Origin of the sequence: Haemophilus sp. oral taxon 851 str. F0397 (genome assembly GCF_000242295.1) — a bacterium.
Classification (GTDB): domain Bacteria; phylum Pseudomonadota; class Gammaproteobacteria; order Enterobacterales; family Pasteurellaceae; genus Haemophilus.
The window spans coordinates 179,119-195,549 of sequence record NZ_JH591080.1 but is presented as its reverse complement, the minus strand read 5'-3'; the positions used below and the strand labels follow the sequence as shown (position 1 = coordinate 195,549).

At 38.6% G+C, this 16,431-nt stretch carries 13 protein-coding genes; all 13 read right to left on the bottom strand.

The annotated features are described in order from the left end of the window. Window positions 1-45: 45 nt before the first annotated feature. The gene (lpxC, locus tag HMPREF9096_RS02480) at window positions 46-963 is read right to left on the bottom strand and encodes a UDP-3-O-acyl-N-acetylglucosamine deacetylase (RefSeq protein ID WP_009766836.1); all 918 of its coding nucleotides are present in this window, start codon (window positions 961-963) and stop codon (window positions 46-48) included. Between the two features lie 43 nt (window positions 964-1,006). Further along, window positions 1,007-2,269, bottom strand: coding sequence for a cell division protein FtsZ (gene ftsZ, locus HMPREF9096_RS02485; RefSeq protein ID WP_009766835.1), 1,263 nt, complete (start codon window positions 2,267-2,269; stop codon window positions 1,007-1,009). Between the two features lie 81 nt (window positions 2,270-2,350). Beyond that, a complete protein-coding gene (gene ftsA / locus HMPREF9096_RS02490) occupies window positions 2,351-3,628 on the bottom strand; it encodes a cell division protein FtsA (RefSeq protein ID WP_009766834.1) in 1,278 nt (425 codons plus the stop codon). 15 nt (window positions 3,629-3,643) lie between these two features. Then, window positions 3,644-4,408, bottom strand: coding sequence for a cell division protein FtsQ/DivIB (locus HMPREF9096_RS02495; protein WP_009766833.1), 765 nt, complete (start codon window positions 4,406-4,408; stop codon window positions 3,644-3,646). After that, window positions 4,408-5,328, bottom strand: coding sequence for a D-alanine--D-alanine ligase (locus tag HMPREF9096_RS02500; protein WP_009766832.1), 921 nt, complete (start codon window positions 5,326-5,328; stop codon window positions 4,408-4,410). The genes HMPREF9096_RS02495 and HMPREF9096_RS02500 overlap by 1 nt, the downstream gene beginning before the upstream one ends. A gap of 85 nt (window positions 5,329-5,413) precedes the next feature. After that, window positions 5,414-6,841: a UDP-N-acetylmuramate--L-alanine ligase gene (gene murC / locus HMPREF9096_RS02505; RefSeq protein ID WP_009766831.1), complete on the bottom strand. Its 1,428-nt coding sequence runs from the start codon at window positions 6,839-6,841 to the stop codon at window positions 5,414-5,416. 96 nt (window positions 6,842-6,937) lie between these two features. Beyond that, window positions 6,938-7,993, bottom strand: a complete 1,056-nt coding sequence (gene murG / locus HMPREF9096_RS02510) for an undecaprenyldiphospho-muramoylpentapeptide beta-N-acetylglucosaminyltransferase (protein ID WP_009766830.1) — start codon at window positions 7,991-7,993, stop codon at window positions 6,938-6,940. Between the two features lie 11 nt (window positions 7,994-8,004). After that, window positions 8,005-9,189, bottom strand: a complete 1,185-nt coding sequence (ftsW, locus tag HMPREF9096_RS02515) for a putative lipid II flippase FtsW (protein ID WP_009766829.1) — start codon at window positions 9,187-9,189, stop codon at window positions 8,005-8,007. A gap of 22 nt (window positions 9,190-9,211) precedes the next feature. Next, the gene (gene murD, locus HMPREF9096_RS02520; RefSeq protein ID WP_009766828.1) at window positions 9,212-10,525 is read right to left on the bottom strand and encodes a UDP-N-acetylmuramoyl-L-alanine--D-glutamate ligase; all 1,314 of its coding nucleotides are present in this window, start codon (window positions 10,523-10,525) and stop codon (window positions 9,212-9,214) included. Between the two features lie 123 nt (window positions 10,526-10,648). Continuing rightward, the gene (gene mraY, locus HMPREF9096_RS02525) at window positions 10,649-11,731 is read right to left on the bottom strand and encodes a phospho-N-acetylmuramoyl-pentapeptide-transferase (RefSeq protein ID WP_005630348.1); all 1,083 of its coding nucleotides are present in this window, start codon (window positions 11,729-11,731) and stop codon (window positions 10,649-10,651) included. After that, window positions 11,725-13,098, bottom strand: a complete 1,374-nt coding sequence (gene murF / locus HMPREF9096_RS02530) for a UDP-N-acetylmuramoyl-tripeptide--D-alanyl-D-alanine ligase (protein WP_009766827.1) — start codon at window positions 13,096-13,098, stop codon at window positions 11,725-11,727. Before murF ends, mraY begins: the two co-directional genes overlap by 7 nt. A 13-nt stretch (window positions 13,099-13,111) precedes the next feature. Continuing rightward, window positions 13,112-14,578, bottom strand: coding sequence for a UDP-N-acetylmuramoyl-L-alanyl-D-glutamate--2,6-diaminopimelate ligase (gene murE, locus HMPREF9096_RS02535; RefSeq protein WP_009766826.1), 1,467 nt, complete (start codon window positions 14,576-14,578; stop codon window positions 13,112-13,114). A gap of 9 nt (window positions 14,579-14,587) precedes the next feature. Beyond that, window positions 14,588-16,420 carry a penicillin-binding transpeptidase domain-containing protein gene (locus HMPREF9096_RS02540; protein WP_009766825.1) on the bottom strand — a complete coding sequence of 611 codons (1,833 nt, stop codon included), beginning with the start codon at window positions 16,418-16,420 and terminating at the stop codon, window positions 14,588-14,590. Window positions 16,421-16,431: the final 11 nt, after the last annotated feature.

Genomic DNA, 16,431 nt, shown 5'->3' with positions numbered 1-16,431 from the left:
GCTATACTTCTTAGCAGAAATATAGCTTTTTCAAAAATAAAATGATTAGATAAATACTTGAACAGGTGCAACATACCCTTGCGGTACTTGTTCTTTATCTTCGAAAGTTACAAACTCCCATGCTTCTTGATTTGCTAATACAGCACGTAGTAACTTGTTATTTAAACCATGGCCAGACTTATAAGCTTTAAAATCACCAATAATGTTATAACCAGCCATATAAAGATCGCCAATTGCGTCTAACATTTTATGACGAACAAGTTCATCTTTAAAACGTAAGCCATCTTCATTTAAAATTCTATAATCATCAAGAACAATAGCATTATCAAGGCTACCACCTAATGCTAAACCTTGAGATTGAAGATATTCTATATCTTTCATGAAACCAAATGTTCTTGCTCGACTAATTTGATGAACAAATGCTTGAGCAGAGAAATCCATAACATAATTACGAACATTTTTACCAATAGCTGGATGATCAAAATCAATAGTGAAATCTAAACGGAAACCATTGTAAGGTTTAAATTCAGCCCATTTATCACCATCTTCAACTCGAACGTGTTCTTTAATACGAATGAATTTCTTAGGTGCATTTTGTTCTTCAATTCCCGCATCTAACAACAAATAGATAAATGGACTCGCGCTACCATCCATAATAGGAATCTCAGGCGCATCAACCTCAATAATGATATTATCAATACCAAGGCCCGATAATGCGGCATTTAAATGTTCAACAGTAGAAATGCGCACACCTTGCTCATTAATTAATGCAGTGCAAAGCATTGTATCACGTACGGAATTAGGATCAGCAGGGAATGCCACTGCAGGATTTAAATCTGTACGATAGTAAACAACACCAGTGTTTGGTATAGCTGGACGTAACGTTAAAGTCACTTTCTTACCGCTATGTAAACCAACACCTGTTACTTTAATACTTTGTTTTAATGTTCTTTGTTTAATCATTCTACTACCTTAATATTCCAGGTATTTCTAAAAACCAATTAAATTAATTCTCTTCACGTTGCGCAGGATTGAAGAAACTGTTTTTCTTAAATGCTTCTAAACGATCTGTGATAGGTTTATCCAGCGGGCGATGATATTCTTCTGCTGGAGTTTTTTGAGATTCTACTGGCTCACGAGTATGTATATCAGGCACAATATTTACGCGACCTGTACCTTCTGGCTCAACTGGACGAGAAGGACGCAATACTTGAACAGACTCAGTTGGGGCGATTTCTCCTAATCCTGTTGCCACAATAGTCACTCGAATTTCATCACTCATCTCTGGCACTAAACTCGTACCAATAACCACTGTTGCATCTTCTGAAGCAAAGCTACCGACAGTTTCACCAACGATATTAAACTCTTCAAAAGAAAGATCCATACCAGCTGTAATATTTACTAAAATACCTTTAGCATTAGAAAGATCGATTTTTTCCAATAAATCATTACGTACTGCAATACGAGCGGCTTCTTCTGCTCTACCTTCACCTGCAGCACCAATAGCAGAACCGAAACCAATCATCGCTTGTCCCATTTCAGACATAACCGTTCTTACATCGGCAAAGTCCACATTGATTAGGCCTGGCGATGTAATCATATCCGAAATGCCCATAACCGAATTACGTAACACATCGTTTGCTGCAGCAAAAGCATCAATTAATTTAGCATTTTTAGGGAGAACTTTTTGGATTTGTTGATTAGGAATAATAATCATCGAATCAACATACTGAGCTAAATCTTTAATACCAAGCTCTGCAAATTGCATACGCTTCTTGCCTTCAAAAGCAAATGGTTTAGTCACAACAGCAACAGTCAAAATGCCCAATTCTTTAGCAATTTTTGCGACAACAGGCGCTGCACCAGTACCAGTACCACCACCCATACCAGCTGCAATAAAGACCATATCCGCACCTTCAAGCATTTTGCGAATTTCTTCCTGATCATCTTCCGCAGCCTTACGACCAACATTTGGATTTGCCCCAGCACCTAAACCTTTGGTAGTTTCTCCACCAATTTGTACGGTTTGTTGAACTTGGCTTTTACGTAATGCTTGAGCGTCTGTATTTACAGCGTAAAAAATAATACGGCCATGCTCTTCTGAAGTTAATGAGCTTTCACCCAAATAAGTTCCACCCATTTCTTGCTTTACCATACTCATAACCATATGGTTTACAGCATTACCGCCACCGCCGCCAACACCTACAACTTTGATCAGTGCGCCGGACTCATTAAAATTATCGTACTCAGGGTACTCTGGGTATAACATCGATGTTCTCCGTTAAGGCCAGATAAGCTGGCTCAATATAAAACCTAAATTCTCTCTATTGTAGATGAAAAATCAAAATAATCAAAATTCTGACCGCACTTTATTCACAATTTTTTTAATTCCATTCCAAATTGGTTTTAGTACTCCGTCATCAGATTCATCATTTCCTGAAATCAAATCATCATCACTGTTACTATGGTTATACTGCAACAAACCCACCACCGTTGAATATTGAGGGCGATTGACGTAATCTGTCAATCCAGTAATATTCAGAGGGCTACCAATACGTACTTGGCAATTAAATACGTCAGATGCACATTCTTTCAAATCTTCTATTTGCGCTCCACCACCAGTAATCACTACGCCAGCAATAAGCTCAAACTTCACATGTTTTGTTTCCAATTCAGCCTTTAATTTATCTAATTCGTCTTTCACAACACCTAGAAGTTCCGTGTAGCGAGCAGATGTAATTAAGGATAAATCACTCTTTGTTAATGAACGAGGCGCTCGCCCACCAATACTTGCAACTTCAATTTTTTTATCACCGTGTAAACGAGCTGGATAAAATGCACTTGCATAATTAACTTTAATTCGTTCAGCTTCTGCACGCGAAATAGTACAAGCATGAGCAATATCGTTAGTCACAATATTTCCTGCATAAGGAATAACCTTACTGAAACGTAATGCGCCATTCGTATAAACCATCACATTCATTGTGCCTGCACCGAAATCGATCAAGCAAACACCAAGATCTTTTTCATCTTCGGTTAATACTGAATGTGTGGCTGCAAAACCAGAGAAAACCACTTTATCCACTTGTAAACCACAGCGCTCAACCGCTTTTTTCAGGTTGTTTTGCCAATCTTGATGACAGGCAATTAAATGTACTTGTGCTTTTAAACGGACACCTTGCAAACCCAATGGATTTTTAATATTCAACTGGCGATCCACCGCATATTCTTGTGGAATCACATGTAATAAGGATAAGCCTTCAGGCAACTTGATGGAGCTCGCTGTATGCAGTGCGGAATCAATTTCATCTTGTGTTACTTCACCATCTGAAATTGGCACAAAACCACTTTCATTTAAACTTTGAATATGTTCACCAGTAATTGCCAAAGTGACACTCATAATCTGACAATCAGCCATAGATTCCGCTGCTTCAATGGCTCTTTGAATAGAATTTACGACAGCTTCAAGATCGGTGATACTGCCACGATCAATCCCTTTAGATGGGCAACTACCAACACCTAACACATTCACTACGCCATCAGGAAATACCTCACCCACTACGGCAACAACTTTTGACGTACCGACTTCTAATCCTACAATTGTTTTAGCTTCAACACCTTTAACCATTTTCGCACCTAGTTTTTATTTATCAGCCATACCCACAGCAGCACCTGCCGCATATCGTAAATCTATATAATCTATTTTTTTATTTTCTGGAACATCAACTTGCGGATAAATCGTGACAAATCGTTCAAGCTTAGATTTCCATTCTCCACGACCTAACTTTAACACAATGTCATTATCAAGTGTTACTTGCCATGCACCGCGTTCATCAATATTCATGCCTTTTGCAATTAAATTTTTTGATTTAAAATCGGCATAAATCTGATTCCATGCTTCCAATACTTTTAAACTTTGATAATCTGGCCCACCTAAATAAGGCAAAGTATTTTCTTTTAATCGTTCAATTGGAAGTTGGAATACAACGCCATCCTGAGTAACAAATTGATTCTGATTCCAAAATGCCACTGGTTGATATTCAGTAATCCAAATACTTAAACGATTTGGCCATATTTTTCGCACAATTGAGCTTTTAACCCAAGGTAAAGCTTCTATTTGCGCTTGAATTGGCTCAACATCTTGCCCCCAAAAGCCTTTAAGCGTGCCCATCTTGAGTAGGCTTTCCTTAATATCGGCATCCGTAGTAAAAACCTTTTGTCCAGCCAATGCAAAACCGCTAATAGGCTTATCATCCATTTTCTCTAGCAGAGTTTGCCAATTAAAATAGATACCTAGAGCAAAAAGTATACCAAGCAAGGCCAAGAAAGCCCGAATATGAAAATAATATTTAGGCTTTTGTTCACCAAAACGAATATTCTGTGGAGTTTTCCTTTTCAGAATGTTCATTACACACTTAGCTCCAAAATTTTCACAACAAGCTGTTCAAAAGAAATCCCCACGCTTGCGGCAGATTTTGGGAATAAACTGTGACTAGTCATTCCTGGATTCGTATTCACTTCAACTAAACGAAAATCACCTTTTGCATCGCACATGACATCAATACGGCTCCAACCACGACATCCCACTGCATCATAAGCGCGTTTTACTAATATAGCTAACTCTTGCTCACGCTCAGGCGTTAAACCTGCTGGGCAGAAATATTGAGTATTATTAGAAATATATTTCGCATTGTAATCATAGAACTCACCTTCAGGAACAATACGAATAGCTGGAAGCACCTGGCTATCCAATACAGGCACAGTTAATTCATCGCCAGCCAACCATTCTTCAATCAGAATCGTATTATCAAATTTAAGGGCATATTCCACTGCACTTTTTAGCTCATCCACAGCTTTAACTTTAGTTAATCCAACACTAGAGCCTTCTAAAGAAGGTTTCACCATTAATGGTAAACCTAGTTTTTCCACTACAGCCTGAGCATCTAATTCAGCAAAGGTTTCTCGGGTTACTACTTCCATATCTGCTACAGGTAATCCAAATGCTTTCCACAACATTTTTGTACGCATTTTATCCATAGTTAATGCTGAAGCCATCACTCCACAACCAGTGTAAGGTAAACCAATTTGCTCTAATAAACCTTGCATTGTGCCATCTTCACCACCTCGGCCATGCAAAATATTAAACACTCGATGAAAACCATCCTTTTTAAGATTAGCAACATTATATTCTTTAGGATCAATAGGATGAGCATCATAACCTTGGTTTAATAAAGCCTCTAATACTGCTTTACCTGAATTCAGAGAAACCTCACGTTCAGCGGATGTTCCGCCTAATAACACTGCAATTTTTTCTTGTTTTAAATTCATTTTGCCCTACTTATATATCTTATTCTGATGGCCTTAGTTAATAGATAAGGCCATCTCAAATTTCTAAAATCTATTTATAAACGTCTTAATTTTTCCAAGATTGAGCTAAGCCACGAGAGATTTTACTTACGCTACCCGCACCTTGTGCCAAAATCAAATCGCCATCTTGAATAATTTGATCAAGAACGTCGCCTAATTGTGAGGTGTCAGAAACTAAGATTGGATCGATTTTTCCTAAATTTCTAATGGAACGACAAAGCGATTTACTATCAGCTCCAACAATAGGCGCTTCTCCCGCTGCGTATACATCAAGCATAATTAATGCGTCTACTTGCGAAAGCACTTGTACAAAATCATCAAATAAATCACGAGTACGAGAATAACGATGAGGTTGGAAAATCATAACAATACGTTTATCTCCCCATCCTTCTCGTGCGGCTTTAATCGTTACGCCCACTTCTGTTGGGTGATGACCATAGTCATCAACTAAACGAACCTTACCATTTGGACGAATAAATTCACCTAACTGATCAAAACGACGACCTGCACCTTGGAAATCAGCAAGGGCTTCTAAAATAGCCTCATTGCCAATACCTTCTTCTTTTGCTACAGCAAGTGCAGCCGTCGCGTTTAACGCATTATGTTTTCCAGGAACATTTAACAGAACATTAATACGTTCATTATCTGGGCAAATCACTGTGTAATGACCTTGAAAACCTGTTTGTTCATAATCTTCAATGCGATAATCTGCGTGTTCACTAAAACCATATGTAATCACTTGGCGACCAACTTTTGGTACAAGCTCCATTAATACAGGATCATCTGCACACATCACGGCTAAACCATAGAATGGTAAATTGTGTAGAAACTTCACATAGGTGGCTTTCATTTTTTCAAAATCACCTTCGTAAGTATCCATATGGTCTGGTTCCATATTAGTCACAACAGATACCATTGGCTGCAAATGTAAAAACGAAGCATCGCTTTCATCCGCTTCGGCAATTAAATAACGACTAGCACCTAAATGTGCATTTTTACCTGCAGATTTCACCAAACCTCCATTAACGAATGTTGGATCGAGTTTTGCTTGGGTGTAAATCATGGAAATCATAGCAGTTGTCGTCGTCTTCCCGTGTGTTCCTGCAACAGCAATACCATGACGGAAACGCATGATTTCAGCCAACATTTGTGCTCGTTGAATCACTGGAATGCGTTTTTGTTTCGCTGCAACTAATTCAGGGTTATCATCTTTTATCGCACTGGATACGACAACAACACTGGCACCTTCAATATGTTCTTCTGCATGGCCAATGTAAATTTTTGCTCCAGCTTGAGTTAAACGTTGAATTACTAAGCCGTCAGCAATATCTGAGCCAGAGATTTGATAGCCTTCATTCAATAAAATCTCAGCAATACCACTCATTCCCGCGCCACCAATTCCAATAAAATGAATTTGTTGCACTCGACGCATTTCAGGGATAATTTTTCTAATTTCTTCGTGGGAATGTTTCATTTATTTTTCCTTTTTGACACATTGTCAAAATATTGGTGCCTATTCTAAAAGTGCGGTTAAAAATCGCAATGTTTTTCTTATTCTTTGGAATATCAATTAGTTTGAATTTTCTATAATAACCTCAGCAACTCGCTGTGCAGAGAAAGGTGTCGACATTGCTTTCGCTTTCTCAGCCATTTGTAATAAATTTTCACGAGTAAAGTTTTTTAAATAATTCACCAAAATTTCAGGCGTTAAATCTGCCTGTTCTATAATTTTCGCCGCGCCAACATCCGATAAATATTTCGCATTCAAATATTGTTGACGATCTTTATGTTGGAAAGGCACAAAAATAGCTGCAGCACCAACTGCCGCAATTTCACATACAGTTAATGCGCCAGAACGGCAAATTATCACATCAGCCCAAGCATAAGCCTCAGCCATATCATCAATAAATTCTGTTATTTTAACTTGTTCTGAATTCTCACCATAAAGTTTGCTAACTTCTTCTACCGCACCTTTACCTACTTGATGACGAACGTCTAATTTATCTGTAAGTTGGACTACTACTTTAGGTAAAGTATGATTAAGAACTCGCGCGCCTTGACTACCACCGACCACTAAGACGCGTAATTTTTCCTCACGCTCAGAAAAACGGAGCGTTGGATATGGCATCTTAAATAAATCTTCCCGAACTGGATTACCAACAACTTCAGCATGAGGAAAAGCACTTGGAAATGCTTGCAATACGCGAGTAGCAATTTTAGCTAACCATTTATTCGTTAAACCCGCTATCGCATTTTGTTCATGCAAAATTATCGGTACACCACAAAGTTTTGCAGCAATACCACCTGGACCTGAAACATACCCTCCCATTCCAAGTACAGCGTCAGGCTTTTCTTCTTGAATAATTTTTTTTGCCTGCAACACAGCACGGAAAATCGCAAAAGGAGCACTTAATAAAGCTTTTATACCTTTACCACGTAAACCCGAAATTTGGATAAATCTAATCGGGATTCCATGTTTTGGTACAAGGTGAGCCTCCATTCGATCTTTGGTACCTAACCAGCAAATATCCCATCCTTGTTTTTGTAAAAATTGGGCCACGGCTATCGCTGGAAAAACATGACCGCCAGTTCCACCAGCCATCACTAATAATTTTTTATTTTTCATCTTCTTTATCTCTAATCATCGCGTAGTCGTGCTTGACCTGCGCGAAGTAAACGGTTTTCGTGATCAATACGTAATAAAATGCCAATAGTCGCTGACATAATAATAATACTCGAACCACCATAACTCACGAGTGGAAAAGTTAAACCTTTAGTCGGCAACATTCCAAGCGCCATACCTAAATTAACAAAGCCTTGGAAGAAAATCCAAAAGCCAATACCTAACGCTAAAAATCCTCTAAAACGTTGTTCTAACATTAAAGATTCCTTTCCGATCTTCAACGCCCTAAACACAAGTAAACCGAGCAAAATAACAACAATTAAAATGCCTATAAAACCAAACTCTTCACCAAGAATCGCCATAATAAAGTCAGTATGCGCTTCAGGTAAATAATCTAGTTTTTGAATTGAATTACCTAACCCTTCACCCGTTATTTCTCCACGCCCAAATGCCATAAGAGAATTCGTTAATTGGAAACCCGTACCATAAGGGTCTTTAAATGGATCTAAAAAACCAGTGAAACGTTTTAAACGATAAGAAGCAGAGATGATTAACCAAGCGCCAAGAATTACACCTGTTGCACCAAGCAAAATAAATTGGAAAAAGTGCGCACCAACGATAAATAGCATACCGAAAGTAATAACAAATAATACGACTGTACTTCCCATATCAGGCTGAACTAAGAGGAACATCCCCATTACGCCCATCACAATAAAGGGTTTTATCGCACTAAATTTTCTACCTCGAACCTCATCATAACGACGAGTAAAATAGCTTGCCAAGAAACAAGTCAGTGCCAGCTTCGCAAATTCAGCCGGCTGAAAATTCAAAATCCCCAACGAAATCCAACGCTTAGCACCATTTACTGATGTACCGATAAATAATACGGCTATCAATAAAGCCACGGCTGCCCAGAAAATATTTACATTCCATTTTTCCAACTTTTCAGTTGGAATATACAACATGGCATAACAAGTCGATAAAGAAAGAAATACATAAAAAGCATCGCGTTTTGCAAAGTAAAAAGGATCATTAAATAAACGAGAGCTATACGGAATAGATGCAGATGTTACCGAAACTAAACCAATTAAAAGCAAAATAACAAATAACCAAAATAGCGCACGATCATACAACAAACCTTGAGGTGTGATGCGAGTCCATTCATCGTAATTTTTTTTGATGTTCTGTAAAAATTCCATCTTATTTTTATTAATGACTAAATTAGGCTGAATATTGAGCTAAACGAGTAAATTCTTCACCGCGCTTTTCAAAAGAGGCAAACTGATCGAGGCTTGCACAAGCTGGCGACAATAATACCATATCTCCGCTTTGCAATGTTGGGCGTAAAAATGCTATCGCTTGTTCCATTGTATCGAACAAATAGCTTTGCGATGAAAGCTTAGCGAGTTGCGCACCATCTCGACCAAAACAATAACAAATAATATGTGGTTGATTAATTAATTCAGCTAATTCTGAAAAATCAGCTCCTTTTCCATCACCACCTAACAACAAATGCAATTTGCCTTCAACATAAAGGCCTGCTAATGCGGCAACTGTACTCCCCACATTTGTTGCTTTAGAGTCATTAATCCAACGAATGCCATTAGCTTGATGCGCTAATTGAAAACGATGATCTAACCCTTTGAAATGACAAAGTGCGGTACGAATTGAATCTAAATTAATACCGACAGCTTGTGCCAATGCCGTTGCTGCCAAAATGTTCATATAATTATGGCGACCGACTAATGTTGCTTCTTCACAAGGTAAAATTACTTCATCTTTTGCCATTAAGTATTGCTTGCCGTTTTCAGTTTTTAGCCAATAATCTGCTGTATTTTCCGCAAAAGAAACGGTTTGTTTCGCTTGATTTGTATCTTCTCCAAAAGTCAGCGTATCCTCATTATTTAAAACTCCAACCTCAGCATTATGATAAATGCGTAATTTTGCTTGGCGATAATCTTCTAAATCCACATAACGATCCATATGATCTTCAGTTACGTTCAAAACAGTTGCAGCCGCAGCTTTTAAGCTATAAGTTGTTTCAAGCTGAAAACTAGACAGTTCTAATACATAAAGTTCACAATCTTCATTCAATAATGACAAAGCTGGAATTCCAATATTGCCGCCCATACCAACTTTCACGCCAGCAGCTTTCGCCATTTCATAAACTAAAGTAGTTACGGTACTTTTTCCATTTGAACCGGTAATTCCCACAATTGGCTTCGTCGCCGCGCGGCAGAACAATTCAATATCACCGATTACTTCTACGCCGGCTTTAAGTGCGGTTTGAATTTCAGGTGTTTTTACCGCAAGCCCTGGGCTGATAACAATCATATCGCTTTCAAGTAGCCATTCCTGATTTAAACCACCAGTATGAAGAGGGATATTTTTAGGAAGTTTATCAACACCAGTAGGATTTTTTCGGGTATCAATCACACGAATATTAGCCTGTTGGGATAAGAGATAATCCACGCAAGAAAGACCTGTTTTGCCAAGCCCGATGATAGTAATATTTTTGTTTTGATAGGCGTTCATTTTCTTTCTTCTTAATTGCTATAAATTTTAAAATTATATTATTGATGGAAATATAAATTTCCTTTACTAACGTAAAAAAGGTCGCCCTTTCAAAAACTGAAAGAGCGAACCTAGCTATATTTATTAACGCAACTTCAAGGTTACCAATCCCATCAACACCAACATTAAGGAAATAATCCAAAACCGAATAATCACTCTTGGCTCAGGCCATCCCTTCAATTCAAAATGGTGGTGAATCGGTGCCATTCTAAAAATGCGTTGTTTACGTAACTTATAAGAGCCCACTTGCAAAATAACAGAGAGCGCTTCAACAACAAATACCCCGCCCATTATCACAAGTAAAAATTCCTGACGAACTAGAATCGCCACGACACCAAGAGCTCCGCCTAATGCAAGGGAGCCTACATCGCCCATAAAGACTTGCGCGGGATAAGTATTGAACCATAAGAACCCTAAGCCCGCACCAACAATGGCTGTACAGAACACAACCACTTCAGAACTGTATTTAATGTATGGGATGTGCAAATATTCTGCGAAATTCACGTTACCCGTTGCCCATGCAATTAACGCAAACGCACCTGCGACAAGAGCTGTTGGCATAATCGCCAATCCATCCAAACCATCTGTTAAATTCACCGCATTACCGGTTCCAACAATCACAAAGTAAGACAACACAATATAGAACAAACCTAATTGAGGCATAATGTCTTTAAAGAATGGAATCACTAAACGGGTGGCATCAGTGTCGTGACCAAGCCAATAAAGCCAAAGGATTGCCACTAATGCCACAACAGACATCCAAAAATATTTCCAGCGAGCAATCAAACCATCCGTGTTTTTACGAGTAATTTTGCGGAAATCATCCACAAAACCAATTGCACCGTATCCAAATAATACAAATAAGCAAACCCAGATATAAGGATTTGCGAGATTTGCCCATAATAACGTACTTACGCCAATAGAGAATAAAATCATCACACCTCCCATAGTCGGTGTGCCTTTTTTTGCAAAGTGGCTTTCAGGACCATCATTTCGCACTTCTTGGCCAAATTTTAAGATCTGTAAACGTTTGATCACTTTTGGACCAATCCAAAGTGAGATAAAAAGTGCGGTTAATAATGCAAGAATTGCACGGACGGTAATATAAGAAATCGCATTAAAAGCGGTTTCATAACGAACAAGATATTCAGCAAGCCAAACTAACATTTAATTTTATCCTTTAATGAATAGATCACATCTTCCATTTTCATTGAGCGAGAGCCTTTTCCTAGCACCACGACTTTGTTATTTTGTTGTAATTGGGTTTCAATCAATGGTACAAGAAAATCAACCATTTCCACCTTATCAGTAAAATGCTTACCCGAAACAACCTCAGAAATAACCGCACTTTCGTTGCCATAAGAACAAACTAAATCTAAATTTGCCGAGTTGACATGTTGTCCTACTTCATGGTGGATAGCGAGAGAGTTTTCGCCTAACTCTTTCATATCACCAACACACAAAATACGGAAAGCATCATAACTTTTTAAAACATCAATGGCAGCACAGAGAGAATCTTTATTCGCATTATAAGTATCATCTAATAACACTAAATTAGTCATTACTTGAATGGGGAATAAACGCCCTTTCACTTGAGAACGTTGTTCTAATCCAGCTTTTACATCTGTAAGAGTGGCACCAACATTCATCGCAAGTGCGGTAGCTGCCAAGGCATTTTTTACATTATGCGCACCAAGGTAAGGCAAGTTAATCTCAATTTCACCTTGTGGGGAAATAAGTGTAAAAGTAGAACCTTGATCAGTATGATGAATATTTTTTGCAGAATAATCTTTACCGTTGAAATATTGAATTTCATGTTCACCAATTTCTTTTTGCCAAACATTTAAATGATTATGTTCTGCGTTAATAATCGCCACACCATTCGATGTTAAACCACGATAAATTTCACCTTTAGCTTGTGCTACGCCCTCTAAAGAACCAAAGCCTTCTAAATGCGCGGGAGCAATATTATTAATCAATGCTGCATCAGGTTGAGCTAATTTTGTGGTGTAATCAATTTCACCTTGATGATTGGCACCAAGTTCGATCACTGCGAAACGATGTTTTTCTGTTAAGCGAAGAAGGGTTAAAGGCACACCAATATCGTTATTAAAATTACCATTGGTAAAAAGTACAGCATCTGAATCACCCGCAGCATGTTGCAAAATACTCGCCGTCATTTCTTTTACCGTGGTTTTACCAGAAGATCCTGTCATCGCAACAGTACGCGGATTAATTTTCTCGCGTAACCATTTTGCAAGTTCACCCAAAGCAATACGAGTATCCTTAACCACAAGTTGTGGAACAGAAATGGAAGAATTTTCTTGCTGAACAACAACGGCTATCGCACCTTGTGCTACCGCTTGTTCAAGATATTGGTGAGCATCAAACTTTTCGCCTTTCAACGCAAAAAATAAACTATTTGATACGCTTTTTCGGGTATCTGTATTAATTTCTTCAACTTGCACATTTTTATCGCCAATTAATTTAGCTTGAAGAATCTGTGCTAATTGTTCAATAGAGAGTTTAATCATAATTTAATTGTTATTATTTTAAAAAATCATGGGCAATTTCTTGGTCTGAAAAATGCACGATTTCAGTGCCAATAATTTGATAATTTTCATGGCCTTTGCCAGCAATTAAAATCACATCATTTTCAACCGCACTTTCAATCGCAAACTGAATAGCCTGTTCACGATCAGGAATAATGCCTACTTTATCCATATTTTTAAAGCCAGCAACAATATCTGATTCAATTTGGCTTTGTGATTCTGTTCGAGGATTATCTTTTGTCACGATAACCTTTTCAGCAAACTGCTCTGCGACTTGTGCCATTAATGGACGTTTGCCTCTATCGCGATCTCCACCACAGCCAAAAATACACCATAACTCACCTTGGCAATGTTCACGCGCTGCCATCAAGGCTTTTTCTAGTGCATCAGGTGTATGCGCATAATCTACAATAACTGTTGGTTTATTTGGATATTGAATCATTTCCATTCTTCCACATACTCCTTTCAAAGATTTCGCCGTAGCGAGTAAATTTTCCAATGGGTAGCCAAATGATAATAACGTGGTCATCACTAATAACAAATTGCTTACATTGAAAGCGCCGATTAACGGACTATGCAATACACCATTACCCCAGCTAGATTCAAAAGTAATATCAGCGCCTTTAGCATGATAGTGAATATTTGTTGTCTTCATCCATTGATGTGAGTTTGATTGGAAATCAGGGCTCGTACTTACCGCAATAGCATCTGGCAATTCACTTAACCATTGACTTCCAATCTCATCATCAGCGTTAATCACTTTAATTTGCGTATCTAATTCGGTGAACAAGCGTTTTTTTGCGGAAGCATAATTTTCCATGGTCTGGTGATAATCTAGATGATCACGCGTCAAGTTGGTAAAAATCCCAGCTTTAAAACGCAACGCCTCCACGCGATGTTGCGCCAGACCATGCGATGAAACTTCAATAGAGGCAAAATCAGCGCCAGCTTGCTTAAAACTGAAAAGTGATGATTGAATTTCCACAGCTGATCCAGTTGTATTTTTAGCTTCTACAACTTGACCTAAAAGGCCATTACCAATGGTTCCCATCACAGCCGCACGATGACCTAACAATTCCACCCATTGCGCTAATAATTGAGAAATAGTGGTTTTGCCATTTGTCCCCGTGACACCAACAAGCGTTAATTTTTTAGAAGGGGAATCATAGAAAATATCCGCCAAAGACGAAAGATGATGTGCAAGTTGATAATATTTAACTACTGGCACATTCCCTATAAACGCCACAGTTAAATGCTCGCCAGATAATTCTGTCTCAGAAACCACCGCACTCGCACCAGAATGAATAGCTGAATCAATAAATTGATTTCCATCGACCTGATGACCTTTTATCGCCACAAAAAGATCTCCAGCTTTAACTTTACGGCTATCCAACACCATATTATGGAGTTCTATATCATTCTTTAATTCAGGCAAATTAAAAAGTGCGGTGAGTTTTTTCATAATTTTTCCTTAATTCACTTTTTGATTCTTGTGATCACCAACATATACTATACGCTTTGCGCTTTTCGTTGCTGTTTTTTCAACGGGTTCAGCATCTTGTGGAATAGCATTTGCACGCAAAGCATAGCCCATAATACTAGAGAATACTGGCGCAGAAACTGCACCACCATAATATTCGCCGGCTTTTGGATCATTAATTAAAATCACTAATGCATAACGAGGGTCACTAATCGGTGCAATACCCGCAGTAAATGCCACATATTTATTTACATAATGTCCATTTTCAATCTTACGTGCCGTACCTGTTTTCACGCCAACTCGGTAGCCTTCCACCATTGCACGTTTATTTTTAATCGCGACCTTCTCTAAAATACCCACGATATCTTTGGTTATTTTTTCAGAGAAAACACGTTTTCCAATGACTGGCGGATCGACTTTAGTGATCGACAGAGGGCGATAAACGCCGAAACTTCCAAGAGTTGCATATGCTCGAGCAATTTGTAAAGGCGTCGCAGTAATACCATAACCATAAGCGACTGTTGCACGTTCAATATCTGCCCAGCGTTTACGGTTTGCGTTCAAAATCCCAACTTGTTCACCGATCAAGCCTAAATCCGTCGGTTTACTTAAACCTGCATTTTGATAAGTTTCCATCAATGCACTAGGTGGCATACGCAATGCAAGACGACTCACACCACGGTTACTAGAATTAATTAAAATCTCATCTAACGTTTGTTGTGCGCGAGGTGCAACATCCACAATTTCTTTGCCACTCACAGTGAATGACCCCGTATTGATGATTTCATCACGGCGCACTACTCCGCGTTGAAGTGCGGTTAAAACCACGAAAGGTTTTACAGTAGAACCCGGCTCAAACGTATCGGTGATTGCACGGTTACGCATTAACTCGGATTTCACACCAACACGGTTGTTTGGATTGTAAGATGGCGCAGTAGCCATAGCCAACACTTCACCAGTTCGAACATCAACTAACACCGCAGTACCAGACTCGGCATTATTATCAGACACCGCCTTTTTAATCTCACGATATACCATGGATTGTAATTTTTCATCGATACTCAAAGTGACATCTTGCGCATCATATTTTTTCTCATCCGCAATATGTTCAACGATATTTCCGCGTTTATCTTTACGAACGGTACGTGACCCATCTTTACCCACAAGCATGGAATTAAAGCTTTTCTCAATGCCCTCAATACCGTTTCCATCAATATCGGTATAACCCACCACATGTGCAGCCTCTTCTACGCGAGGATAAAAACGACGATGCTCAGTTTCTAAATTAACACCCTTAATCTTAAGTTTACGAATATAATCTGCTTTGTTAGATTCTACTTGACGGGCCAAATACAAATAACCTGATTTGGCATTCTTCTCGATTTTTTTCACCAAATCATTTTCGCTCATACCCAATTCTTGAGCCAACGCAGTAATCCGTTCTTTATCCGCAAGTGCATTTTCTTTTAACATAGTTTTCGGATCTGCAACCACCGCATTCATCGGCACGCTCACAGATAAAAGCTGACCATTACGATCTAAAATTGAACCACGCACAGATAACACTTCATCTTTACGCAAAGAACGTTTATCAGCCTCTCCAGATAAAGTGTTTGAATCAACAGACTGCACATAAGCCGCACGAGCGACTAAAGCACATAAACCAGCCAAAATAAAAAAAGCAGAAACCCAATAACGAACACGCATAAAACATTTTTCAAACACAATTTTCGGTTTGTTATGTTTTACGGCTTCAGGTGCGGTCAATTTTCTAATTGTTTTTTTTGCTTTACCTGATTTACGAGAAGAATTGAACTTAACCATCTTTTCTACCT

Bases quoted from the DNA above. Each gene is read 5' to 3' on its own strand.
- HMPREF9096_RS02540 (WP_009766825.1), bottom strand. From the start codon at position 16,420: ATGGTTAAGTTCAATTCTTCTCGTAAATCAGGTAAAGCAAAAAAAACA.
- ftsA (WP_009766834.1), bottom strand. From the start codon at position 3,628: ATGGTTAAAGGTGTTGAAGCTAAAACAATTGTAGGATTAGAAGTCGGT.
- ftsZ (WP_009766835.1), bottom strand. From the start codon at position 2,269: ATGTTATACCCAGAGTACCCTGAGTACGATAATTTTAATGAGTCCGGC.
- mraY (WP_005630348.1), bottom strand. From the start codon at position 11,731: ATGTTAGTTTGGCTTGCTGAATATCTTGTTCGTTATGAAACCGCTTTT.
- HMPREF9096_RS02500 (WP_009766832.1), bottom strand. From the start codon at position 5,328: ATGAATTTAAAACAAGAAAAAATTGCAGTGTTATTAGGCGGAACATCC.
- ftsW (WP_009766829.1), bottom strand. From the start codon at position 9,189: ATGGAATTTTTACAGAACATCAAAAAAAATTACGATGAATGGACTCGC.
- murE (WP_009766826.1), bottom strand. From the start codon at position 14,578: ATGAAAAAACTCACCGCACTTTTTAATTTGCCTGAATTAAAGAATGAT.
- murC (WP_009766831.1), bottom strand. From the start codon at position 6,841: ATGAAACATTCCCACGAAGAAATTAGAAAAATTATCCCTGAAATGCGT.
- lpxC (WP_009766836.1), bottom strand. From the start codon at position 963: ATGATTAAACAAAGAACATTAAAACAAAGTATTAAAGTAACAGGTGTT.
- murG (WP_009766830.1), bottom strand. From the start codon at position 7,993: ATGAAAAATAAAAAATTATTAGTGATGGCTGGTGGAACTGGCGGTCAT.
- HMPREF9096_RS02495 (WP_009766833.1), bottom strand. From the start codon at position 4,408: ATGAACATTCTGAAAAGGAAAACTCCACAGAATATTCGTTTTGGTGAA.
- murF (WP_009766827.1), bottom strand. From the start codon at position 13,098: ATGATTAAACTCTCTATTGAACAATTAGCACAGATTCTTCAAGCTAAA.
- murD (WP_009766828.1), bottom strand. From the start codon at position 10,525: ATGAACGCCTATCAAAACAAAAATATTACTATCATCGGGCTTGGCAAA.